This window comes from Geodermatophilus maliterrae (assembly GCF_041018925.1).
Lineage (GTDB): Bacteria > Actinomycetota > Actinomycetes > Mycobacteriales > Geodermatophilaceae > Geodermatophilus > Geodermatophilus maliterrae.
This window is the reverse complement of record NZ_JBFNXQ010000017.1, coordinates 41,355-61,881: the sequence shown is the minus strand read 5'-3', so window position 1 is coordinate 61,881 and position 20,527 is coordinate 41,355. Positions and strand designations below refer to the sequence as shown.

16 protein-coding genes are annotated in these 20,527 nt (G+C 76.2%); 12 read left to right on the top strand and 4 right to left on the bottom strand.

Annotated elements, in window-relative coordinates:
• Positions 1-1,175 (top strand): PP2C family protein-serine/threonine phosphatase (locus tag ABQ292_RS07930; RefSeq protein WP_369205006.1); only part of this gene is annotated, 1,175 nt, incomplete at its 5' end.
• Positions 1,176-1,178: 3 nt separating this feature from the next.
• On the opposite strand, the gene ilvA is transcribed toward ABQ292_RS07930, so the two are convergent.
• Entirely contained in the window at positions 1,179-2,465 is a 1,287-nt protein-coding gene (gene ilvA, locus ABQ292_RS07925) for a threonine ammonia-lyase IlvA (RefSeq protein ID WP_369205004.1), read from the bottom strand.
• 128 nt (positions 2,466-2,593) lie between these two features.
• Positions 2,594-8,683, bottom strand: coding sequence for an anti-phage protein ProA (gene proA / locus ABQ292_RS07920; RefSeq protein ID WP_369205002.1), 6,090 nt, complete (start codon positions 8,681-8,683; stop codon positions 2,594-2,596).
• 775 nt (positions 8,684-9,458) lie between these two features.
• On the opposite strand from proA, the gene ABQ292_RS07915 reads away from it, so the two are divergent.
• Positions 9,459-9,605, top strand: a complete 147-nt coding sequence (locus ABQ292_RS07915) for an excalibur calcium-binding domain-containing protein (RefSeq protein ID WP_369205000.1) — start codon at positions 9,459-9,461, stop codon at positions 9,603-9,605.
• Between the two features lie 269 nt (positions 9,606-9,874).
• On the opposite strand, the gene ABQ292_RS07910 is transcribed toward ABQ292_RS07915, so the two are convergent.
• Positions 9,875-10,762, bottom strand: coding sequence for an isocitrate lyase/PEP mutase family protein (locus ABQ292_RS07910; RefSeq protein WP_369204998.1), 888 nt, complete (start codon positions 10,760-10,762; stop codon positions 9,875-9,877).
• 251 nt (positions 10,763-11,013) lie between these two features.
• Between ABQ292_RS07910 and ABQ292_RS07905 the strand changes: the two genes are divergently transcribed.
• From ABQ292_RS07905 to ABQ292_RS07870, 8 genes are all read left to right on the top strand, one after another.
• Positions 11,014-11,706 carry a GntR family transcriptional regulator gene (locus tag ABQ292_RS07905; RefSeq protein ID WP_369204996.1) on the top strand — a complete coding sequence of 231 codons (693 nt, stop codon included), beginning with the start codon at positions 11,014-11,016 and terminating at the stop codon, positions 11,704-11,706.
• Entirely contained in the window at positions 11,703-13,763 is a 2,061-nt protein-coding gene (locus ABQ292_RS07900; protein WP_369204994.1) for a hydantoinase/oxoprolinase family protein, read from the top strand. Before ABQ292_RS07905 ends, ABQ292_RS07900 begins: the two co-directional genes overlap by 4 nt.
• 3 nt (positions 13,764-13,766) lie before the next feature.
• The gene (locus ABQ292_RS07895; RefSeq protein WP_369204992.1) at positions 13,767-15,641 is read left to right on the top strand and encodes a hydantoinase B/oxoprolinase family protein; all 1,875 of its coding nucleotides are present in this window, start codon (positions 13,767-13,769) and stop codon (positions 15,639-15,641) included.
• Positions 15,638-16,270, top strand: coding sequence for an isochorismatase family protein (locus ABQ292_RS07890; RefSeq protein ID WP_369204990.1), 633 nt, complete (start codon positions 15,638-15,640; stop codon positions 16,268-16,270). The genes ABQ292_RS07895 and ABQ292_RS07890 overlap by 4 nt, the downstream gene beginning before the upstream one ends.
• Positions 16,271-16,329: 59 nt before the next feature.
• A complete protein-coding gene (locus tag ABQ292_RS07885) occupies positions 16,330-16,794 on the top strand; it encodes an NUDIX hydrolase (protein WP_369204988.1) in 465 nt (154 codons plus the stop codon).
• A gap of 420 nt (positions 16,795-17,214) precedes the next feature.
• Positions 17,215-17,358: a hypothetical protein gene (locus ABQ292_RS07880; RefSeq protein ID WP_369204986.1), complete on the top strand. Its 144-nt coding sequence runs from the start codon at positions 17,215-17,217 to the stop codon at positions 17,356-17,358.
• A gap of 149 nt (positions 17,359-17,507) precedes the next feature.
• Positions 17,508-18,479, top strand: coding sequence for a ferritin-like domain-containing protein (locus tag ABQ292_RS07875; RefSeq protein WP_369204984.1), 972 nt, complete (start codon positions 17,508-17,510; stop codon positions 18,477-18,479).
• Between the two features lie 116 nt (positions 18,480-18,595).
• Positions 18,596-19,018 (top strand): hypothetical protein, encoded by a 423-nt coding sequence (locus ABQ292_RS07870; protein WP_369204982.1) that lies wholly within the window; start codon positions 18,596-18,598, stop codon positions 19,016-19,018.
• Between the two features lie 111 nt (positions 19,019-19,129).
• On the opposite strand, the gene ABQ292_RS26735 is transcribed toward ABQ292_RS07870, so the two are convergent.
• Complete coding sequence (locus tag ABQ292_RS26735; RefSeq protein WP_499803000.1) at positions 19,130-19,597, bottom strand: DUF427 domain-containing protein; 468 nt, start codon at positions 19,595-19,597, stop codon at positions 19,130-19,132.
• Here ABQ292_RS26735 and ABQ292_RS07860 point away from each other — a divergent pair.
• Complete coding sequence (locus ABQ292_RS07860; protein WP_369204978.1) at positions 19,596-19,835, top strand: hypothetical protein; 240 nt, start codon at positions 19,596-19,598, stop codon at positions 19,833-19,835. The genes ABQ292_RS26735 and ABQ292_RS07860 overlap by 2 nt on opposite strands.
• A 120-nt stretch (positions 19,836-19,955) precedes the next feature.
• Complete coding sequence (locus tag ABQ292_RS07855) at positions 19,956-20,516, top strand: LppU/SCO3897 family protein (RefSeq protein ID WP_369204976.1); 561 nt, start codon at positions 19,956-19,958, stop codon at positions 20,514-20,516.
• Positions 20,517-20,527: the final 11 nt, after the last annotated feature.

The window sequence follows — 20,527 nt, the reverse complement described above, 5'->3', positions numbered from 1 at the left end:
GATGCTCACGCTGGTCGAGCGGTGCTTCCCCGACCGGGTCGCCGCCCGCCGCGGTGCGCCTGGGCGGGCGGCTGCGCCTGCTCGGGCGGACGCCGCCGGCCGACCGGGTCGCCGCCGCCGTCCCCGCGGTGCTGCGCGCCGGCGGGGCCACCGACCGGCTGACCCGCGACCTGCCAGGCTTCGACGACCTCGCCGACGACGCCAGCGGGGTGCTCGCCGTCGAGGTCGGCGGCGGGCGCGGCGACTTCCTCGCCTGGTTCCGGCCCGAGACGCCGCGCGAGGTCACCTGGGGCGGCGACCCCTACGCCTCCAAGCTCACCGCGGACGCCGGCGGCCTGCGGCTGAGCCCGCGCCGGTCGTTCGCCCGCTGGACCGAGACCGTCCGCGGCACCGCCCGCCCCTGGCGTGAGCACGAGCTGGCCGCCGCCCGCACGCTGGCCGGCCACGTCGCCGCGGCCGTGCTGGCCCGCGCCGGCGAGGACGACCGGCTCTCGGCCGCGCTGCAGCGCACGCTGCTGCTCGAGGAGCTGCCGAAGCTGCCCGGGGTCGCGCTCGGCGCCCGGTACCGGCCCAGCGCGGAGGACGTCGTCGGCGGCGACTGGTACGACCTGGTGCCGCTGCCGTCCGGCCGGCTGGCCGTGGTGCTCGGCGACGTCGCCGGGCACGGGCTGTCGGCGGCGGCGGTGACCGCGCAGCTGCGGCACGCGCTGCGCGCCTCGCTGCTGCGCGACGAGGGCCCGGCCGCCGCGCTGACCGCGCTCAACCAGCTGGTGGCCGCGCTGCTGCCCGGGGAGATGGCCACCGCCGTCGTCGTCCAGCTCGACCCGGCCACCGGCGAGCTGGCGCTGGCCAACGCCGGTCACCTGCCCGCCGTGCACACCGGCGAGGCCGGCAGCCGGCTGGTCACCGACGGCCGCGGCCCGGCGCTGGGCCTGCTCGACGCCGCCGAGTACCCGCAGGCCGCGCTGCGCCTGGACCCCGGCGACCGGCTGCTGCTCTACAGCGACGGCCTGGTCGAGCGCCGCGGGCAGGACCTGCTCATCGGGCTGGAGGCGCTGCGCACGGCGGTGTCCGCCGTCGCCGGGACGCCGCAGGAGGTCGTCGACGGGGTGGTCGCCGCGCTCGACCCGCCCGGCACCGACGACGTCACCGTGGTGGGCCTGGCGCGGCTCTGACGCCTACCCGCCGCCGCCGCGGACGAGGTAGCGGTAGGCCGGCGAGTCGGGGTCGAGGTGCTGGATGCGCAGCGGGCTGGCCTCGGTCCGTGCCAGCAGGCCCGGCAGGCTCTCGGCGCTGCCCAGCTCGATACCGGTGAGCGCGGCGCCGGTCTCACGGTTGTCCCGCTTGACGTACTCGAACAGCACGATGTCGTCGTCCGGGCCGAGGACGTCGTCGAGGAAGCGGCGCAGCGCCCCGGGCTCCTGCGGGAACTCGACGAGGAAGTAGTGCTTGAGCCCCTGGTGCACCAGGGACCGCTCGATGACCTCGGCGTACCGGCTGACGTCGTTGTTGCCGCCCGAGAGCAGGCAGACGACGGTCTGCCCGGGCTCCACGCGCACGACGCCGCCGGTCAGCGCGGCCGCGGCGAGGGCCCCGGCGGGCTCGGCGATCATCCCGTCGACCTGGTAGAGCTCCAGCATCTCGGTGCAGATCTGCCCCTCGGGGACGGCGACCAGCTCGGCGCCGGAGTCGCGCACCAGCGGGTAGGTGACCGCGCCGGCGCGGCGGACCGCGGCACCGTCGACGAACGTGTCGATGGCCGGCAGCTCCACCGGCCGCCCGGCGGCCAGCGCCGCGGCCATGCACGCCGCCCCGGCCGGTTCCACCCCGACGAGCCGGGTCTGCGGGCTGGCCTGCCGCAGCCACGTGCCGCACCCGGCGAGCAGTCCGCCGCCGCCCAGCGGGAGGACGAGGACGTCGGGCGCGCGCCCCAGCTGCTCGAGCACCTCCACGGCGACGGTCGCCTGCCCGACCACCACCGGCCAGGCGTCGAAGGCGGGCACCAGCGTGGCGCCGGTGCTGCCGGCGTGGGCGGCCGCGGCGCTCGCGGCGTCGTCGTAGGTGTCGCCGGTGACCACGAGGTCGACCATGTCGCCGCCGAGGGCCCGGATGCGGGTGCGCTTCTGCCGCGGCGTCGTCCCGGGGACGAAGACCGCGCCGCGCACGCCGAGTGACCGGCAGGCGTGGGCGACACCCTGCCCGTGGTTGCCGGCGCTGGCGCAGACGACACCGGCCTCCCGGCGGGCGGGGTCGAGGCGGCTGATCGTGTTGTAGGCGCCGCGCACCTTGTACGACCGGCCGACCTGCAGGTCCTCGCGCTTGAGCCAGACGTCGGCGCCGGTGAGCGCGGAGAGCCGCTCGTTGCGCTGCAGCGGCGTCCGCTCGGCGATGCCCGCGAGCCGGCCGACGGCGTCGCGGACGTCGGCGGGGAAGCGGTCGAGGTCGGGCGTCACGGTGGCGGTCACGGCGTCCATCCTCCCGCCGCCGCCGGGCCGGGCCGCGGACCGCCCGGGAGGTGGTGTTCCGCGGTCAGTCGTGCTCTGGTCCGGATGCGGACCAGAGCACGACTGACCGCAGGGGGGTGCCGGGGCGGTCAGGCGGTGACGCGGCCGTCGTCGTGCACGGTGAGCCGGCCGGCGGCGGTCAGCCGGTCGAGCGCCGCGGCGAGGACGGAGTTGAGCGACGGCGTCCGGCGGCGGTAGCCGAAGACCTCGGCGGTGCGCAGGAACAGCTCGTCGCGGGTCGGCGCGGCGCCGGCCTCGGTCGCCGTCCGGCAGACGGCGACCATCGCGTTGCCGACCTCCTCCGGCGCGACCTGCTCCAGCGGGCGGCTGGTGCTCGTGGCCTGACGGCGGAAGGCGGTCCACGCCGCGCGGTCGAGCGCCTCGGGCCAGACGAAGTCGCCGTCGCGGGTCTCCGGCGGCAGCAGGGCCAGCAGCGCGTCGCGGCGGGCCTCGCTGGCCCGCGACAGCCCGAACGCGCCGGCCGCGAGCCGGGTGAGCCGGTCGCGGTGCACCGGACCCTCGGCCTTGACCCCGGCCAGCAGCACCCGGCGCACGAGGCGGGCGGTGCGGGGGTCGGCGAGCTGGTCGAGCGCCTTGCGGTCGCCCGCGGGCTTGGGCGTCCACGGGCGGAACGGCAGCTCGCCGTCGAGCCGGGGCGCGGTGGTGCGGCGGGCCGCCGCGGGGCGGGGGGCGGCCACGGCCTCCGCCGGCACCGCCTCGACGACCGGCTCGGCGGCAGCCGGCTCCTCGGCGACCGGCTCGGCGACCGGTTCGGGCACCACGCTCAGCGTCACCGGGGTGGGCACCGGCGCCTCGTCCTCGGCGGCCGGCAGCTCGGCGAGCGCGGCCGACGCCACCGCCCGCAGTGCCCGCGGCGCGGCCGGGGCAGCGGGCACGGGGGAGTCACCGTCCTCGACCGCCGGCACGCTCGCCAGCACCGGCGCCTGGGCGGCGGCCACCGGAGCGGGGGAGACCGGCACGGGGGAGACCGCGGACACCGCGGCGACCAGCCGGTCGAGCACCGCCTCGCGGTCGCGCAGCCACGACGGCAGCCACACCCGCTCGACCGCCGGCCAGCCGAGCAGCCCGCCGAGCACCTCGACCGGCAGGCCGTCGCGGTCGCCGACCGTGCCCCGCCGCGCCCACTCGGGACCGTCGAGCAGCACGGCCACCAGCGGGGTGCCCGGCGCGGCGGGCGAGGCCACCGACAGGTCGACCCGGAAGTCGGAGAGCCCGACGTCGGTGCGCACCACGGGGCCGCGTGAGCGCAGCGCCGCGGCGACGTCCTCGCGGTGCCGGTCGGGGACGCCCGGCCGGCGGGCCGCGCGGGGCAGCGCGTCGGTGCCCAGCGCGGCCAGGTCGAGGTAGGCGCGCAGGTGCTTGATGCCCACCGACGAGGTCTGCTCGGCCCGCAGCGCCGACGGGTCGAACGAGGAGAAGACGACGACCTGCCGCCGCGCGCGGGTGATCGCCACGTTGAGCCGGCGCTCGCCGCCGACCCGGTTCAGCGGGCCGAAGTCGAGCGGCAGCACGCCGCGGTCGTCGGGGCTGAACGCGGTGGACAGCAGCACGACGTCGCGCTCGTCGCCCTGCACGTTCTCCAGGTTCTTGACGAACAGGCCCTCGCCGTCGGTGCGGTCCAGCGCCTCGACCAGCCGCTCGTCGCCGGCGTCGCGCAGCAGCGACTCGATGTAGGCGCGCTGCTGGGCGTTGACGGTGACCACGCCGATCGAGGGGACGGCGTCCGCCGAGGCGGCGAAGCGGCGGCGGACCTCGGCGGCGACGGCCTTGGCCTCCATCGGGTTGGTCCGCAGCAGCCGCCCGGCGCCCGCGCGGTGGAACGTGCCGTCGACCCGCACCAGCGCGATGCCGCGCCCGTCGACGTCGGCCGAGGGCCGCCCGTGCGGAGGCGCCGGGAACGACGCGAGCCGGTTCTCGTAGTAGTGCGCGTTGCTGAAGGCGATCAGCGACTCGTCCTGGCTGCGGTAGTGCCACGACAGCCAGTGCCGGGGCACCCGCGCCTGCACGCACTCGGAGAGGATCGACTCCTCGTCCTCCACCGCGGTGCCCGGCAGCTCGGCCAGGTCGTCGTCGGTCGACGCAGCCGGCCCGTCGGACGACGTCGGCGGCATCTGCTGGCTGTCCCCGACGACGACCGCGGCGCGGGCCCGGCCCAGCGCGCCCACCGCGTGGGCGACCCGGATCTGCGAGGCCTCGTCGAACACGACCAGGTCGAACTGGCCGGCCCTCGCGGGGAGGAACCGCGCCACCGAGTCGGGGCTGGCCAGCACGCACGGCAGCACCGCGGTGACCACGTCGCCGTACCGCTCCAGCAGCGCCCGCACGCCCGGGCCGCGGCGAGACCGGGTCAGCTCCCGCTGCAGCGCGCCGAGGCGGTCCTCGCCGCCGTCGCCGAGGCGCCGGGCGGCCGGCACCGATGCGGGCAGTGCCGCGGTCAGGTGCCGGCGGACCGCGCGCGAGGCGGCGGCGAAGCGGGCGACCGCCTTCTGGTGCGCCACCTCGTCGAAGGCGTCTAGTCCGGTGGCCGCGCGCCGCTCGGCGGCCGACGCGGCGGCCAGGCCCGCCTCGAACGCGCGGGTGGCGTCCTCGGCGGGCAGCCGGCCGGCGACCAGCGCGGCACGGGCCTCGGTCAGCCCGGCGGCGCGCAGCGGCTCGAGGGTGTCGAGGAACTCCGCCCACCGGCGCAGCGAGATCAGGCCGGGGTGGTCGAGGCCACGCTCGGGGCGGGTCATCGCCCAGCGCAGCACCACGCCGTCGTCCCCGCACCACTCCGCCAGCTCCACGGGGGTGCTGCCGCACACGCGCAGCAGCGCGCTCAGGCCGTTGCGCAGCCGGACGACCGCCGCGGCGGCGGCCGCGTCCGGCCCCGGCCCGGAGACGACGTAGCGGCGCAGTGCGACGGCGGAGGTCCGCGCGCTGTCGACCACGGCGCCGGCCCGCTGCAGCCAGGCGACCTGCGCGTCCAGCAGCGTGGGCTCGGCCAGCGGGTTCCAGCCGGCCGGCACCGACAGCCCCGGGATCACCGAGGCCCGCGCGACCAGGGCGGCGGCCGCGGTCTGCACCCGCCACAGCGAGGCGATGAGCTCCGGGACGTCGCGCAGCCGCACCTTCACGTCCGGCCGCAGCACCGGCGCGAGCCGCTCGCGCACCGCCCGCAGCCCCTGCCGGCGGGGCCACCAGCCGGCGGCCTGCGCGGTCCGGGCGGCCACGTACAGGTCGGCCAGCGGCAGCTCCAGCGCGTCCGGGGTGGCCAGCTCCAGACCCGGGTGCACGGCGGCGGCGAAGGCGGCCAGGTCGTCGAGCACCGTGCCCGTCGCCGTCTTCCACCGCTCGGTGGGCACCTCGTCGAGGACCGCGAGGCCGACGTCCGGACCGGCCAGCAGGTGGGCCAGCGCGGTGAGGTCCTCGGGCGAGCGGACCTCGCGCAGCGCGCGCGCCAGGTGCTCCTCGGCCGGCAGCGCGCGGATGGCGTCGTCGACCTCGGCGGCGGCCCGGTGCGCGGCCGGCAGGTCCACCCGCGCGGTGTCGACGAAGGCCCAGGGGTGCCGCGGCGAGGGGCGGACCAGGTCGGCGACGTCGGGCAGCAGCGCCAGGGCCCGGCGCACCGCGGTGAGCGTCGCGGGCGAGGCGGTGGCCGCGAACGCCGGCGGCAGCGGCACGGGCGGCACGTCGTCGCCGACCGCCAGCCGCGCCGTCCGCGCCGAGTAGTAGGACAGCCCGGCGGCGTTGGGGGCGTGCAGCCGGTCGGCGTAGCGGGCCAGCGTGCGGCGGGCCGCGCGAAGGTCCTCACCGTCGGCGGCCAGGCCCTGCGCGTCGACGGCGACCGCGTGGTCGAGCGCCGCGCGGACGCGGGCGCGCACCTCGGCCGCGCGGGCGCCCCGGCCGTGCAGGTCGAGGGTGAAGGGCCCCATGCCGACCGCCTCGAGCCGGCGGGCGACGACGTCGAGCGCGGCCCGCTTCTCGGCCACGAACAGCACCCGCTTGCCCTCGGCCACCGCGCGGGTGAGCAGGTTGGTGATGGTCTGGGACTTGCCGGTGCCGGGCGGGCCCTCGAGCACGAAGGTGCGCCCGGCGACGCCGTCGGCGACGGCGCGCAGCTGCGAGGCGTCGGCCGGCAGCGGGCAGGCCGCGGCCAGCTCGTCGAGGTCGGGAGTCGCGGCGGCGGCCGGCACCGGGTCGGCGAAGGCCTCGGCCGGGGCGTGCACGAGGTGGGACACCAGCGGGCTGGCGGCCAGCTCGGCCCAGTGCTCGTCGAGGTCGCGCCACAGCCGGTACCGGGCGAGCTGCAGGACGGCGAGGTCGGCGGTCGCCTCGACGCGGAAGGGCAGCCCGGCGTCGGCCAGCGCCACGCGGACGGCGGTCAGCGCGCCGTCGACGTCGACCCCCTCGGTCCCGTCCTGCCGGGCCAGACCGGCCACCTCCAGGCCGTGCACCTGGCGCAGCTTCTCCAGCAGGCACCAGTTGGGTTCGGCGCTGCCGGTCTCGTCGACGGTGAGCCGGTAGCCGGAGTGGCCGGCGGGGGAGAGGACCACCGGCAGCAGCACCAGCGGCGAGCGCAGCGGCCGGCCGTCGAGCTCCCAGGCCAGGCTGCCGAGGGCGACGTGGAGGTCGTTGGCGCCGGTCTCCTCGAGGGCGGTCCGCGCGCGGTGCGCCAGGGCGCGCAGCCGGGGGAGGTAGCCGCCCTCGCTGACGCCGGCGTGCACCGCCCGCTGTTCGTGCAGCAGGTCGCCGAGCCGCCCGACCGGCAGCTCCCGGGCCGAGCGCAGGCCCCGCTCGTGGTGCTCCGCGGCGAGCCGGTCGGCCGGCAGCAGGGAGACCGCGGTCCCGCCGGTCAGCAGGTCGGTCAGCGTGGCCAGGTAGGCGCCGGGGACGGTCAGCGACAGGCCGGCGCCCTCGGTGTGGTCGACCAGCCGGTTGCGCAGGCCGAGGTCGAGCAGGCTGTCCTTCCACTGGTGCACGCGCGGCGGCACGCCCGGGCGGCTGCCGGGGGCCGGGGCGGCGTGCCGGCCGGTGGGCCGGGCGGCGGGGTCGGAGTCGGCCGGGCGGTACTCGACCACCCGCACCGCGCCGTCGGGGCCGAGGGTGCGGGCCGGCAGCGGCAGGATGCCATCGCGGCGGGCCCGGGCGACGTCGGTGACGCCCAGCACCCGGTCCAGGGGGCCGGCCAGCCAGGCGTCGTACGCGGCTCGGTGCAGCTGCTCGGCGTCGGGCTCGTCGGCCGTGCCGCCGGTGAGCAGCGTCGTCTCCACCAGGCGCACCAGGCCGCGGTCGACCAGGACCACCAGCGGGGCCACGTCGGTCGTGGCGGCGCTCTCCGCGCTGCGCTCCTCGCGCCAGTAGCCGAGGAAGGCGTGCGCCCGGCCCGGCCCTCCGCCGGTCCCCTCGACGAGCCAGACCAGCGGGCGGACGCCGGCCGCCTCGAGCGCCGCGGCCATCACCACGACGGTGTCCAGACAGGTCGCGGTCCGTCCGTCGAGGACGTCGCCGGGAGTGCGCACCGGATGCCCGCGGTCGGCCCAGCCGGCGGGCGGCTCGCTGCGGTCGATGCCGCGGGCGCGCACCGCGGCGACGACCGCGGCGACGATCTGGTCGACCCGCTCCGGACCGGCGGAGGAGCCCTGCACGGAGGCGTCGTCGGTCCGCTCGTCGAGCAGCGCGGCCGCCTCGGCCAGCAGGACGTCGACCGCCGGGTGCTGCGGCAGGACGTGCGCGGCGAGCATCTCCAGCGCCAGCGGCAGGGGGGTGGCCGACCACTGGCCGGCGGCGAGCACCTGCACGGGAACGGCGGTGCCGGCGACGTCGACGCCGCCGGCGGTCACGTCGATCTCGATCGAGCCGGGCCGCTGCCGGTCGAGCTGCAGCATCGCGGCGGGGTCCACCACCAGGCCGAGGTCGCTGAGCACCGTCGTCCGGCCGGCGTCGAGGTCGACGGTCAGCTCGACGGGACTGCCGATCGGGCCCTCGGTGTCGCGCACGCCCAGCCGCACGGTGGCGCCCGGCAGCGGGCTGCCGTGGGTGGTGAGCGCCAACCGGGACACCACCGGCACGCGGTTGTGCGCCAGCGCGGAGGACAGCACCGGCGTGCTCGCCGCCGAGATCGCCACGGCCACCCGGGTGCCGCCGTCGTGCGGATGCGGCCGGGTCTCCGTGGTGCCCATGGCGTCCTGTCTACCGGTCCGGACGGACCGGTCCGGTCATCGCCGGACGAGTCTGGGACGGGTGTGACGGACGGGGAGAAGCGATGCCGGAACGGCGCCGGGGCGCGGGTCGAGGCAGGGTCCCGGCGCTCCCACTGCGTGCCGGGGAGGGCGGACCCGGTCGTCCTGCGGCACGGCCGGCCTGGTGTGTGTGCACGGGTGCTCGCGCCTGCAAGGGGTCCTCGCGCGACGGGCAGGCTGCGCCTGGGACAGCGAGCCCCGAGCCGGGACGGATGTGACAGGAGGGAGTACCACGGCGTTTCGACACCACGGAGGGCTGGAGCGCGTTCCTTCACCCATACCGTGCGCCGGTCGACGCCGATACCACGGGAGACCTCCGATGGCCCACCCCACGCTCGTGCCCCAGCCCGACAGCGCGCCGCCGAGGAAGCCGTTCTGGCGGCGGACGCCGGTCGTCGCCGTGGCCAGCCTGCTCATCGGCATCGGCATCGGCGGCACTGCCAACACCCCGACCGAGACGGAACCGGCGGCCAGCAGCGTCACCGCTCCCGCGTCGACGTCCGCGCCTCGTGCGACGGCTGAGCCCTCCTCGACGGCTGAGCCCTCCTCGACGGCTCCCGTCGCGCCGCGAGTCAGCACCGTGGTCCCGACCACGCCGGCGCCTGTGACCTCCTCCCCGGCCCAGGTCGTGCCGACCGTTCCTCTCCAGCCGACCACCCCCGCGCCACGGCCGGCTCCAGCTCCAGCTCCGACGCCGGCTCCCGTTCCTGCCCCGGTGCCTGCGCCTGCTCCGGCGCCGTCCGGCACCTACTACGCCAACTGCGACGACGTCCGCGCTCACGGTGCCGCGCCGATCCACCCCGGTGACCCTGGTTTCCGCGACGCCTTCGACCGCGACGACGACGGCGTCGGCTGCGAGTAGCCGGACGGCGTCGGCTGCGACGACCGTCCGCCCGCGGCCCGTTCGACCCGCGGGCCGGGTCACCGGTGCACGGTGCCGGGTATGCGGCACCGGGCCCGGATGGCGCAGGTTGCCGGCAGGGCTGATGCGCAGCGTCGGGAGTCGGGACCGGTCGTGGAGGAGCGCGGGCACGTCCGCGTGCCCACCCTGGACCGGCGGCAGCGCCGCGACGCGCTGTCCAGCGCGCTGCAGGTTGCGGGAGCCGGGTGCCCAGAGCCCCTGGGATGAGGTCAGCCGGAGAAGCGCTGCTCCAGGTCCTGGACCTCGGGCAGGCCGACGAGGTCGGTGAACTCGCCGAACGACGGCAGCCCCTCGAGCGGCGGGACGCCGTCGCGACGCAGGGTGTCCAGCACCGAGCGGATCCCCGCCGTCGCGGCCAGCAGGGTGCCGATCGGGTAGAGCACCAGGGCGAAGCCCAGCTCGGTCATCCGCTCCAGCGACAGCGGGGGAGTGCGGCCCCCCTCGGCCCAGTTGAAGACCAGGGGCGCGACCCCGGCGAGCTCGTCGGCGACCCGCTCGACGTCGGCCTCGCTGGTCGGCGCCTCGACGAAGAGCAGGTCGGCGCCCGCGTCGGCGTAGGCGCGGGCCCGCTCGAGCGCGTCGTCCACGCCGCCGACCGCGACGGCATCGGTGCGGGCGATGAGCACCAGGTCGGGGTCGCGGCGGGCCGCCACGGCCGCCTGCACCTTGCCGGCCATCTCGCCGGTCCCGATCAGCGCCTTGCCGCTCATGTGGCCGCACTTCTTGGGCATCACCTGGTCCTCGAGCTGGATGCCCGCGACTCCCGCCTGCTCGTAGAGCTGCACCGTGCGGACGACGTTGAGCGCGTTGCCGTAGCCGGTGTCGGCGTCGGCGATGACCGGGACGTCGACGGCCGCGGCGATCCGGCGGGCGTTGTCGACCATCTCGGCCCCGCTGAGCAGTCCGACGTCGGGACGGCCGATCAGCGAGGCCGTCGTCCCGAAGCCGGTCATGTAGACCGCGTCGAAGCCGGCCTGCTCGACCAGCCGGGCCGAGAGGGCGTCGTAGGCACCCGGCGCCAGCAGCGGTCCCGGGCCGGCGAGCAGCTCGCGCAGCCGGGCCCGCGGGGTGCGGCCACCTCCCAGCAGGTCACCCACGTCGGCCTCCTCGTGTGCGTGCGGCCCGGCCGGCGCGTACCGCGCGACCTCCGGCAGGCGCGCCCCGGTCGCCCGTCGGCGAGCCCAGTTGCATACAGGGGTGACGAGCGCGTCCCGGCTGGTGAGCAGTCTGCACCCGCCCAGACGCGCCCCGCAACGGCGGAGACGAGACGGCGAGGTTCTCCGGGGACCTGTTGCACGTGCTCCGTCAGACGCCTAACTTGCATGCAATCGCCCGGGAGGTGTGACCCGTGACACGTCCGCTGACGTCCGCTGAACGGACCCACGCCACCCTGCGCGACCTGATCATGGGCGGCGACCTAGCCCCGGGCGCCCGCCTCGGCGAGGTCGAGCTCGCCGACCGCCTCGGGGTGAGCCGGACGCCGGTGCGCGAGGCGCTGTCCCGGCTGGCCGCCGAGGGCCTGGTGGAGATCGCGCCCAACCGCGGCGCCCGGGTGGTCACCTGGACCGTCGCCGAGCTCGAGGGCGTCTTCGACCTGCGGTCGAGCCTCGAGCCGAAGCTCACGGCCTGCGCCGTGCCGCACGCGACCCCCGCGGACGTCGACGAGCTCGACCACCTCGCCCGGCAGATGCTCGACGTCGGCCTCCCGGGGCCCCGGCAGGACCTCGATGCGCTGGTCCCGCTCAACCGGGCCTTCCACGACCGGCTGGTCGCCCTCGCCGCACACCCGACCCTCGCCACCGCCCTGGCGGCGGCCATCCACCCGCCGATCGTGCGGCGGAACTTCCTGACCTACGACGAGGCGTCCCTGCGCCGCAGCCTCGGCCACCACACCGAGATGGTCGCCGCGATGCGCGCCGGGGATCCCGACTGGGCCCGCGCCGTCATGACCTCGCACATCGCCAACGCCCGCGCCGTCATGGTCCGGGCGGCCCGGCTGCAGACGGCCCACACCGCGACCCGGGAAGGGGAGACCGCATGAGCTACCGGCTCGGAGTCGACGTCGGGGGCACCTTCACCGACGTCCTGCTCGTCGACGAGGACAGCGGTGCCACGTGGCGGGCCAAGACCGCCTCCACCCCCGCCGACCAGGCCGTGGCGGTGCTCACGGGGATCGGCAGGGTCTGCGCCGACGCCGGGATCGAGATGACCGAGGTCGCCCAGGTGCTGCACGGCACCACGGTCGCCACCAACGCCATCCTCGAGGGCAAGGGCGCCACCGTCGGGCTGGTCACCACCGCGGGCTTCCGCCAGGTCCTGCAGATCGCCCGCAGCTTTGTCCCCGGCGGGCTGGCCGGCTGGATCATCTGGCCCAAGCCCGAGCCGCTGGCCGACCTGGAGAACACCGTCGAGGTCGACGAGCGGATCGCCAGCGACGGCTCCGTCGTCCGCCCGCTCGACGAGGACGACGTCCGGCGGCAGCTCGCCCGGCTGGCCGGGCGGGGCGTGCAGGCGCTGGCGGTGAGCCTGATCAACTCCTTCGCCGACCCGTCGCACGAGAGGCGGATCGCGGCGATCGCCGCCGACGCGCTGCCCGGCGTCCCGGTGTCGCTGTCCTCCGACGTCCTGCCGGAGATGCGCGAGTACGAGCGCACCCTCACCACGGTGGCCAACGGCTACGTGCAGCCGCAGGTGAAGCGCTACGTGCAGCACCTGTCCGAGGGCCTCGCGTCGGGCGGGGTGGCCGGGGAGCTGTCCATCCTGCGCAGCGACGGCGGGCTGCAGTCCGCCGACGCCGCGGTGGGGGCCCCGGTGACGATGCTGCTGTCCGGCCCGGCCGGTGGTGTCACGGGCGCGGTGTGGGTGGCCGAGCAGTGCGGCTTCCGCGACCTCATCACCTTCGACATGGGCGGCACCTCGACCGACGTCGCCCTCGTGCGGGACCTCGACCCGAGGATCGGCCGGGAGACCAGGGTCGGCGACCTGTCGGTGCGGGCCTCGAGCGTCGACGTCCGGACCGTGGGCGCCGGCGGCGGCTCGATCGCCCACGTGCCGCAGCTGACCCGCGCGCTGCGGGTCGGTCCCCAGTCGGCCGGCGCCGACCCCGGCCCGGCCGCCTACGGCAAGGGCGGCGTCGAGCCGACCGTCACCGATGCCGACGTCGTCCTCGGCTACCTGCCCTCGTCGCTGGCCGGCGGGGAGATCACCCTGGACGTCGAGGCGTCCCGGGCCGCGGTCGGCAAGGTGGCCGAGGCGATGGGGCTGGCCTCCCCGGAGGCCGCGGCCGCCGGGATCGTCGACATCGTCAACGAGAACATGCTGGGCGGACTGCGGCTGGTCTCGGTGCAGCAGGGCTTCGACCCGCGCGACTTCGCCCTCGTCGCCTTCGGCGGTGCCGGACCGGTGCACGCCAACGCGCTGGGGAGGCTCACCGGGGCGTGGCCGGTGATCGTCCCGCCGGGTCCCGGGCTGTTGTGCGCACTGGGCGACGCGACCACCAGCCGACGGGACGAGTCCGCCCGGACGGTGCTGCGTCGCTTCGGTCAGCTCGACGGGACCGAGCTGGCGCAGATCCTGCGGGAACTGGCCGACGAGGCGGGCGAGCGGCTCGCGGCCCAGGGGCTGGCGCGGGAGGACCAGACGGTCGGCTACCAGGTCGACGTCCGGTACCACGGCCAGGGCTTCGAGATCCCGGTCGACGTCGACGCGGAGTGGCTGGACGGAGGTGACGCCCTGGCCGAGCTCGGCAGGGCCTTCGACGCCGAGCACGACCGGCTGTTCTCCTTCCTGCTCGACGTCGACCACGAGCTGGTCAACGCCCGCGCCACCGTCACCGGTCCCCGCCCCGACGTCGCACCCCTGCGCCTGGAGGAGGGGGACGGCGACCCGGCGGCGGCCCTGCTCACCGAGCACCCCGTGCACGTCGGCGGGGAGCGGGTGACCGCCGGGGTCTACGACCGGGAGCGGCTGCGCGCCGGCGACGTCGTCCGCGGCCCCGCCATCGTCACCGAGATGGACTCCACGACGCTCGTCCTGCCCGGGCACGTCGCCGCGGTGCACCCCTCGGGCGCGCTGCTCATCACCCCCGCGGAGGGCTGACCCGTGGCACGGATCGTCGAGACCGCGACCGGCACGCCTCAGCGGGTCGACGTCGACCCGGTGACCCTCGACCTCATCGAGAACGGGCTGCGGAACGCCCGCTACGAGCTGGACGAGGTGCTGTTCCGCACGGCGCTGTCGCCGGGCATCCGCGAGCAGCACGACGAGTTCCCGCTGATCGGCGACCCCGACGGGAAGATGGTCGTCGGCCAGTTCGGTCTGTCCATCCCGGACTTCCTCGAGGGCTTCGACGACACCGTCGAGGAGGGCGACGTCCTGCTCACCTCGGACCCGTACGCCTGCGGGGCGGCGATCAGCCACGCCAACGACTGGCTCCTGGTCGTGCCGATCTTCACGGCCGGCCGGGTCGTCGGCTGGGCGTCGATGTTCGGGCACATGTCGGACGTGGGCGGGAAGACCCCGTCGTCCATGCCGACCGACGCGCGCACCATCTACGAGGAGGGCGTCGTCATCCCGCCCTTCAAGCTCTACCGCAAGGGCGAGCTCAACGAGGACGCGCTGCGGATCATCCTCAACCAGGTCCGCATGCCCGACTGGAACCGCGCCGACCTCAACGGGCTGGTCGCCGCCTGCCGGACCGCGGCCCGCCGGGTGGTGGAGATGTGCGACCGGTTCGGCACCGCCACCTACCTGTCCGCGCTCGACGCGCTCCTGCAGCGCAACCACGACGCCATGAAGGTGCTGCTCTCGATGGTCTTCGAGGAGGGCCGCACGCTCTCCTTCACCGACTACATCTGCGACGACGGCGTCGGCAACGGGCCCTACGAGCTGAAGCTGTCGCTGACCCGGACCGGCGACAGGGTGCACCTGGACTTCACCGGTTCCTCGCCGCAGGCCGCCGGGCCGATCAACTACTACATCAACGAGAACCTGACCCGGATGTTCTTCGGGATCTACATGATCACCGTCGCCGATCCGCAGATCCTCTGGAACGACGGCTTCTACCCGCTGATCGACGTCACGATCCCGGACGGCTCGTACTGGAAGCCGAAGCACCCGGCGGCGCTGTCGGGCCGCAACCACGGCATCGGGCGGGTGTTCGACCTGTTCGGCGGGCTGCTCGGGCAGACCAACCCGGCGCTGCTGAACGCCGCCGGTTTCTCCTCCTCGCCGCACTTCATGTACTCGGGCCACTACTCCGGCGGCGAGCGGAAGGGGGAGTGGTTCCAGCTCTACTCGATCGGCTTCGGTGGCATCCCCGGCCGGCCGCTCGGCGACGGCCCCGACGGGCACTCGCTGTGGCCGAGCTTCGTCAACATCCCCTGTGAGTACCTGGAGTCCTACTACCCGCTGCGGATCGAGAAGTGGGAGACGGTCGCCGACACCGGCGGTCCGGGCCTGCACCGCGGCGGCAACGGCGTCGACGTCGCGTACGTCTTCGCGGAGCCCGGCGAGATCGCCATCCACGACGACCGCTGGCTGACCTACCCGTGGGGGGTGAACGGCGGGCACCCCGGCGCCCGCGGCCGCAAGTGGATCGACCGCGCCGGCGGCACCCGCGAGGTGCTGCCGTCGAAGTGCCACGGGGTGCCGGTGTCGCCCGGCGACGTCCTGCACTTCGTCACCTGGGGCGGCGGCGGGTGGGGCGACCCGCTGCAGCGCGAGCCGGAGCTGGTCGCGCAGGAGGTGCGCCGCGGTCTGGTCACCACCGCGGGCGCGCGGCGGTACGGCGTCTGCGTCACCGAGGACGGCGCCGTGGACGCCGCGGCGACCGGGACGCTGCGCGACCAGATGCGCGCCGACCGCCCGGCCGAGCTGCCGGTGTTCGACATGGGTCCGCCGATCGAGGACCTGCTCGCCCGGTGCCAGGAGGAGACCGGCCTGCCCGCGCCGAAGCGCCCGGTGTGGGCCGGGTGAGCGTTCCCGGGGCGGGCCCGCACGGGGCCGCGTTCTCGGGCCGGGTCGGCTGGGGCGCCCGCCCGGCGGTGCTCGTCGTCGACCTGTGCCGTGCCTACACCGAGCCGGGCGGGCCGTTCGCCCTGCCCGACCCGGACCGCGCGGTGGCGGCGACGGGACGGCTCGTCGCCGCCGCCCGGGCGAGCGGGCACCCCGTCGTGTGGACGGCGGTCCGCTACGCCGCGGGCCTGGAGGACGGCGGGCTGTTCGTGCACAAGGTGCCGGCGCTGGCCTGCTTCGTCGTGGACGCCCCGGGCGACTGGGGGGCGTTGACGCTGTCACCGGGGCCGGGCGAGCCGGTCGTGGTCAAGCAGTACGCCTCGGCCTTCTTCGGCACCTCGCTGGCGTCGACCCTGCACGCCGCGCGGGTGGACACGGTGGTGGTCACCGGCGTCTCGACGTCCGGCTGCGTGCGGGCCACCGCCATGGACGCGCTGAACTGCGGCTTCCGGCCCCAGGTGGTGCGCCAGGCCTGCGCCGACCGGACGCCGGCGCTGCACGACACCAACCTCGCCGACCTCGACGCCAAGTACGCCGACGTCGTCGACCTGCCCGAGGCCCTGGTCCACCTGCAGGACCCGCCTCCCTGAGACGCGGCGCCGCCCGGCTGCCCCCGCCCGGGCGGCGCCGCCTCGGCCAGGATGGGACCGTGCCGAGGACCAGCGCGGGGATCCTGCTGTACCGGAGAGAGCCCGGCGGCGGGGTCTCGGTGCTGCTCGGCCACATGGGCGGCCCCTTCTGGGCGAGGAAGGACGACGGCGCCTGGTCGATCCCCAAGGGGGAGTACGCCGACGGGGAGGACCCCCTCGCGGTCGCCCACCGCGAGTTCGAGGAGGAGCTCGGCAGCCCCGTGCCGGCCGCCGCGACGGTCCCGCTGGGGGAGCTGCGGGCCGGCGGCAAGGTGCTCACGGTGTGGGCCGCCGAGGGGGACCTGGACGCCGCCGCCATCCGCAGCAACACCTTCCCGCTCGAGTGGCCACCGCGGTCCGGGCGCGTGCAGGAGTTCCCCGAGGTCGACCGCGCCGCCTGGTTCGGCGTCGACGAGGCGCGCGCCAAGCTGGCGAGGGGTCAGGTCCCGTACCTGCAGCGCCTGCTCGACCTCCTCGCCGGCTGACGGCGCCGGCGCGGACGGGAGCAGGGATCCGGTCGGGGGAACGGTGTGGGTCGAACGTGTGACATCTCGTCGCGCGGGCGCGGCGGCCCTGTCGGACGGGCGCCGGGCGCTGCGATCCTCGGCGCCTCCCGTCCCCTGGAGGCCCCGTGAGCACCGAGCACCGCTGCACCGAAGAACCCGGCCGCCCCTGCCCGTGCACCGCGGCCCGCCGCCCGGTCGCGACCGCGGTCGTCCGGCTGCGGCCGCGCTGGAGGCCCGCTACGGCCGCTCCGCCGTCGCCGCGGTGAGCGCCACCGGGTCGCGCAGGTGACGGATCGCTGACGAGTCGTCCCACCCGTCACACAGCGCGTGATCACGTCGGCGGGAGGTGTCACAGTCCTGCTCCCGAGTCCTGACGGACTCCCGAGCGAGGAGACCCCCGTGCTCTGTCCCACCTGCGCCGCCGAGACGCATCCCGGCCCGGTCTGCTCCCGCTGTGCCGCGCTGGCGCAGCTGACCCAGCCGGTGCTGCGGCTGGAGACCCGTCGCCGGCCGGTCGTGCCGCCCGCGGCCCCGCGGCGGTAGCGGGAGCGCCGGGCACGCCGGGTCGACGGGTCGACCCGGCGTGATCGACCTCACTGCTAGCAATACGCTTGCAGGAGTTAGCAGACGCGGGGTGCGGGGCATGGATGACTCGTCAGGTCATTCCCCCGATCGTTGGAGTACCCCCAGTCATGACCGACAACACCAAGATCGCCAACCAGCTCCGCGCACTCGTCCTCCTCAGCCAGACCGAGGAGCAGGTCGCCCGCACCCGCGTGTCGCAGGCCCGCACGGACGCCGTCCGCCGTGAGCTCACCCAGAACGCCGACAACGCCGCGGAGCGCACCCGCGCCATCACCGAGCAGCTGCGCGCCATCGGTGGCGTGCCGGACGTCGTCACCCCGGCCATCGGCCGGCTGTCGGCCGTCCTCAAGGCCACCTTCGAGCAGGCCGAGCCGCTCGAGGAGGCCCTGCTGCAGGACCTGCAGCTCGAGCACCAGCTGCACGACCGCGCCACCTACGTGAAGGTGCTGGCCGAGAAGAACGAGCTGCCCCGCGTCCGCGCCCTGGCCGAGCGGCTCATCACGGCGCACAAGGCCACCATCGAGTGGCTGACCGTCGTCCTGGCCGAGGAGGCCCTGGGTGGCCCCGCCGCCCTGGTCCCGACCCCGTTCCAGCAGGTCGCCGGCACCGCGGTCCGCGCGGCCAACCTGCCCTACCGCTTCGTCGCCAACCGCGTGAACGAGGCCCTCGACACCGCCCAGCAGCGTCGTGAGGCCGCGGGGAACCGGATCGGCGAGGTGGCCGACAAGGCCAGCAGCTTCTCCGACGCCGTCCGCGAGACGCTGACCGTCGGCCGCAGCGCCTCGCTGCGCCGGGCGGAGCGGATCGCCCGCCGCGAGGGCAACCGCGAGGCCGCCGACACGGCCAGGGCCGCCCGCGAGGAGCTCGGTGACGTCTCCGCCGACGAGCTGCCCATCAAGGGCTTCGACTCGCTGTCGACCTCGGACGCCGCCAAGGCCGCCAAGGCCCTGCGCAAGCCGCACGACATCCGCGTGATCATCCGGTACGAGGAGACCCACAAGAACCGGGCGAACGTCATCAGCGCCGCCCAGGTCGCCCTCGCCGAGGTCGCCAAGGAGGCCGTGGGCGTCGACAGCTGACGCTCCGCCACTCTCCGGAGGGCCCGCACCCGTCTCGGGTGCGGGCCCTCCGTCGTCCCGGGGAGATCTCGGTCGCACTGTGTCCGCCCCGCCGTCCCTGGGGCATCGTGGAGGGCATGAGCATCACGCCCGAGGCCCTCGAGCAGGAGTTCTCGCTGCAGACGGCCGCCACCCGCCTGGACTTCCTCAGCCGGCGGGACTCCGGGGCCACGACCCTGAACTCCGTCGCCGACGACGCCGACGACTGGAGCACGCTGCTCGACGGCGGCACGTCCCTCGACGTCCCCGAGTCGCTGGAGCTGCTCGCGCTCGGTGAGGTCATCGCCCGCAAGGCCCACGACAGCCAGCTCGTCGGCTTCCGCGCCGCACTGCGCGGCGGGGCCAGCTGGGAGCAGATCGCCGCCGCGCTCGACGTCACCCCGGCCGAGGCGTGGACGGCGTTCCACGCGGCGATCGAGCGGCAGGAGCGCGCGGCCGCGCTGGCGCCCGACGAGGCGGCCTCCGCGCGCGAGCTGGCCGGGGCCCGTCCCTCCGGGTAGACGAAGGACCCCCTGCCCCCCACCACTCCGTGGAGGACCCCGTCCTCCCCGCCCCCCGCGAGCTCGGGGCGGTGCCCTGGACGGGCCGGGCGGGACCCTGCAGAGGGGCCGTCAGCGCACCTCGACGCCGCGCCAGAAGGCCACCCGGTCGGTGATCTCCCTCGCGGCGTCCTCGGGCTCGGGGTAGTACCAGGCGGCGTCGGGGTTGGTCCGCCCGTCGACCTCGAGGGTCAGGTAGGACGCCGTGCCCTTCCAGGGGCAGATGGTGCGCGTCGACGACGGGCGCAGCACGTCCTCGTGCACCGACGAGCGCGGGAAGTAGGCGTTGCCCTCGACGGTGACGATGTCGTCGGACTCGGCGATGACGGTCCCGTTCCAGGTCGCGGTGGTCATGTCCGGATCGTCCTCCGCCCGCCGCGTCCCGGGCACCCCTCGCCGGCCTCCCGCGCGTGCGACCGGGTCGGCTGGGCATGTGTCCCGGGAGAGGGCGCGGCGCGCGCCCGCCCCGGCCGGCCGGCCGGCCGGCACCGCGCCGGCCGACCTCGACGACGTCGCACCGATGACGAGGAGCACAGCCATGTCCCAGGCCGACCGCACACCCGATCCGGACGACCCGCGCCGCGGGATGCACCCGAGGCCCAAGCGCGGCCGGGCGCTGCTCCTCGGCACCTTCCTGGGCCTCGTCGTCCTCGTCTTCCTGTTCATGACCCTGGTCAGCCAGTGCGGCACGGGGGGCGACGGCGAGGCCTCCGAGGACGACCCGCAGGGCATCGCCGTGGCGGTCGACGACCCAGTTGCGCCGTCGGCCGTGGTCTGACCCGCGGCGACGGGTCGGTAACGGCTCCCGCGCGTCGCCGGGAGCGGCCGTGTCCCCGTGTCACGCTCCCCGCCGTTGACCGGCGCCCCCCTGGCGCCGGCCGGAGACCAGGAGCACGACATGACCCACCCGGGACAGCCCGGCACCCCGCCGCTGCCGACCGGAGGCCCGCAGTCCTCCGGCGGGCAGCGGCCCGGCACGGAGCTCTTCGGGAGTCCGCAGCCGGGTGCGCCGGCCGGCGGCTGGGGCCACCCCGGTCCCGGTGTGCTGCCGGCTCCGGGCTCCCCGCCCGGCCCGGGCCTGCCGGACCAGGTCTTCCCGCCCGGTGCGGGCACGCCGCCCCCGCCCGTCCCGGCCCCGAAGAGCCGGAAGGCCCGCCTGGGCGGGGCGGTCGGCGCGGTGGTCGTCGCCGGCGGCGTCGCGGCCGCCACCTTCGGCGGCTCCGGCGCCCCCGAGGTCGGGGACTGCGTGCAGCCGGTCGGGATCTCCTTCGAGACCGTCGCCTGCGACGACCCGGAGGCCGAGGTCCGCATCATCGGCGTCGTCGACGGGGAGACGAGCGAGGACGAGTTCTCCGCCGACCCGGACCCGTGCGCCGACTTACCCTCCGCGATCAGCGCCCTGTGGCAGCAGGAGGCAGCCGGGACCGACGGCACCGTCTACTGCGCCGAGGGCATCTGACCCCACCGCAC

Excerpts from the sequence above, each read along its gene's own strand:
- proA (WP_369205002.1), bottom strand. The coding sequence starts at position 8,683 with ATGGGCACCACGGAGACCCGGCCGCATCCGCACGACGGCGGCACCCGG.
- ABQ292_RS07900 (WP_369204994.1), top strand. The coding sequence starts at position 11,703 with ATGAGCTACCGGCTCGGAGTCGACGTCGGGGGCACCTTCACCGACGTC.
- ABQ292_RS07875 (WP_369204984.1), top strand. The coding sequence starts at position 17,508 with ATGACCGACAACACCAAGATCGCCAACCAGCTCCGCGCACTCGTCCTC.
- ABQ292_RS07870 (WP_369204982.1), top strand. The coding sequence starts at position 18,596 with ATGAGCATCACGCCCGAGGCCCTCGAGCAGGAGTTCTCGCTGCAGACG.
- ABQ292_RS07860 (WP_369204978.1), top strand. The coding sequence starts at position 19,596 with ATGTCCCAGGCCGACCGCACACCCGATCCGGACGACCCGCGCCGCGGG.
- ABQ292_RS26735 (WP_499803000.1), bottom strand. The coding sequence starts at position 19,597 with ATGGCTGTGCTCCTCGTCATCGGTGCGACGTCGTCGAGGTCGGCCGGC.
- ABQ292_RS07855 (WP_369204976.1), top strand. The coding sequence starts at position 19,956 with ATGACCCACCCGGGACAGCCCGGCACCCCGCCGCTGCCGACCGGAGGC.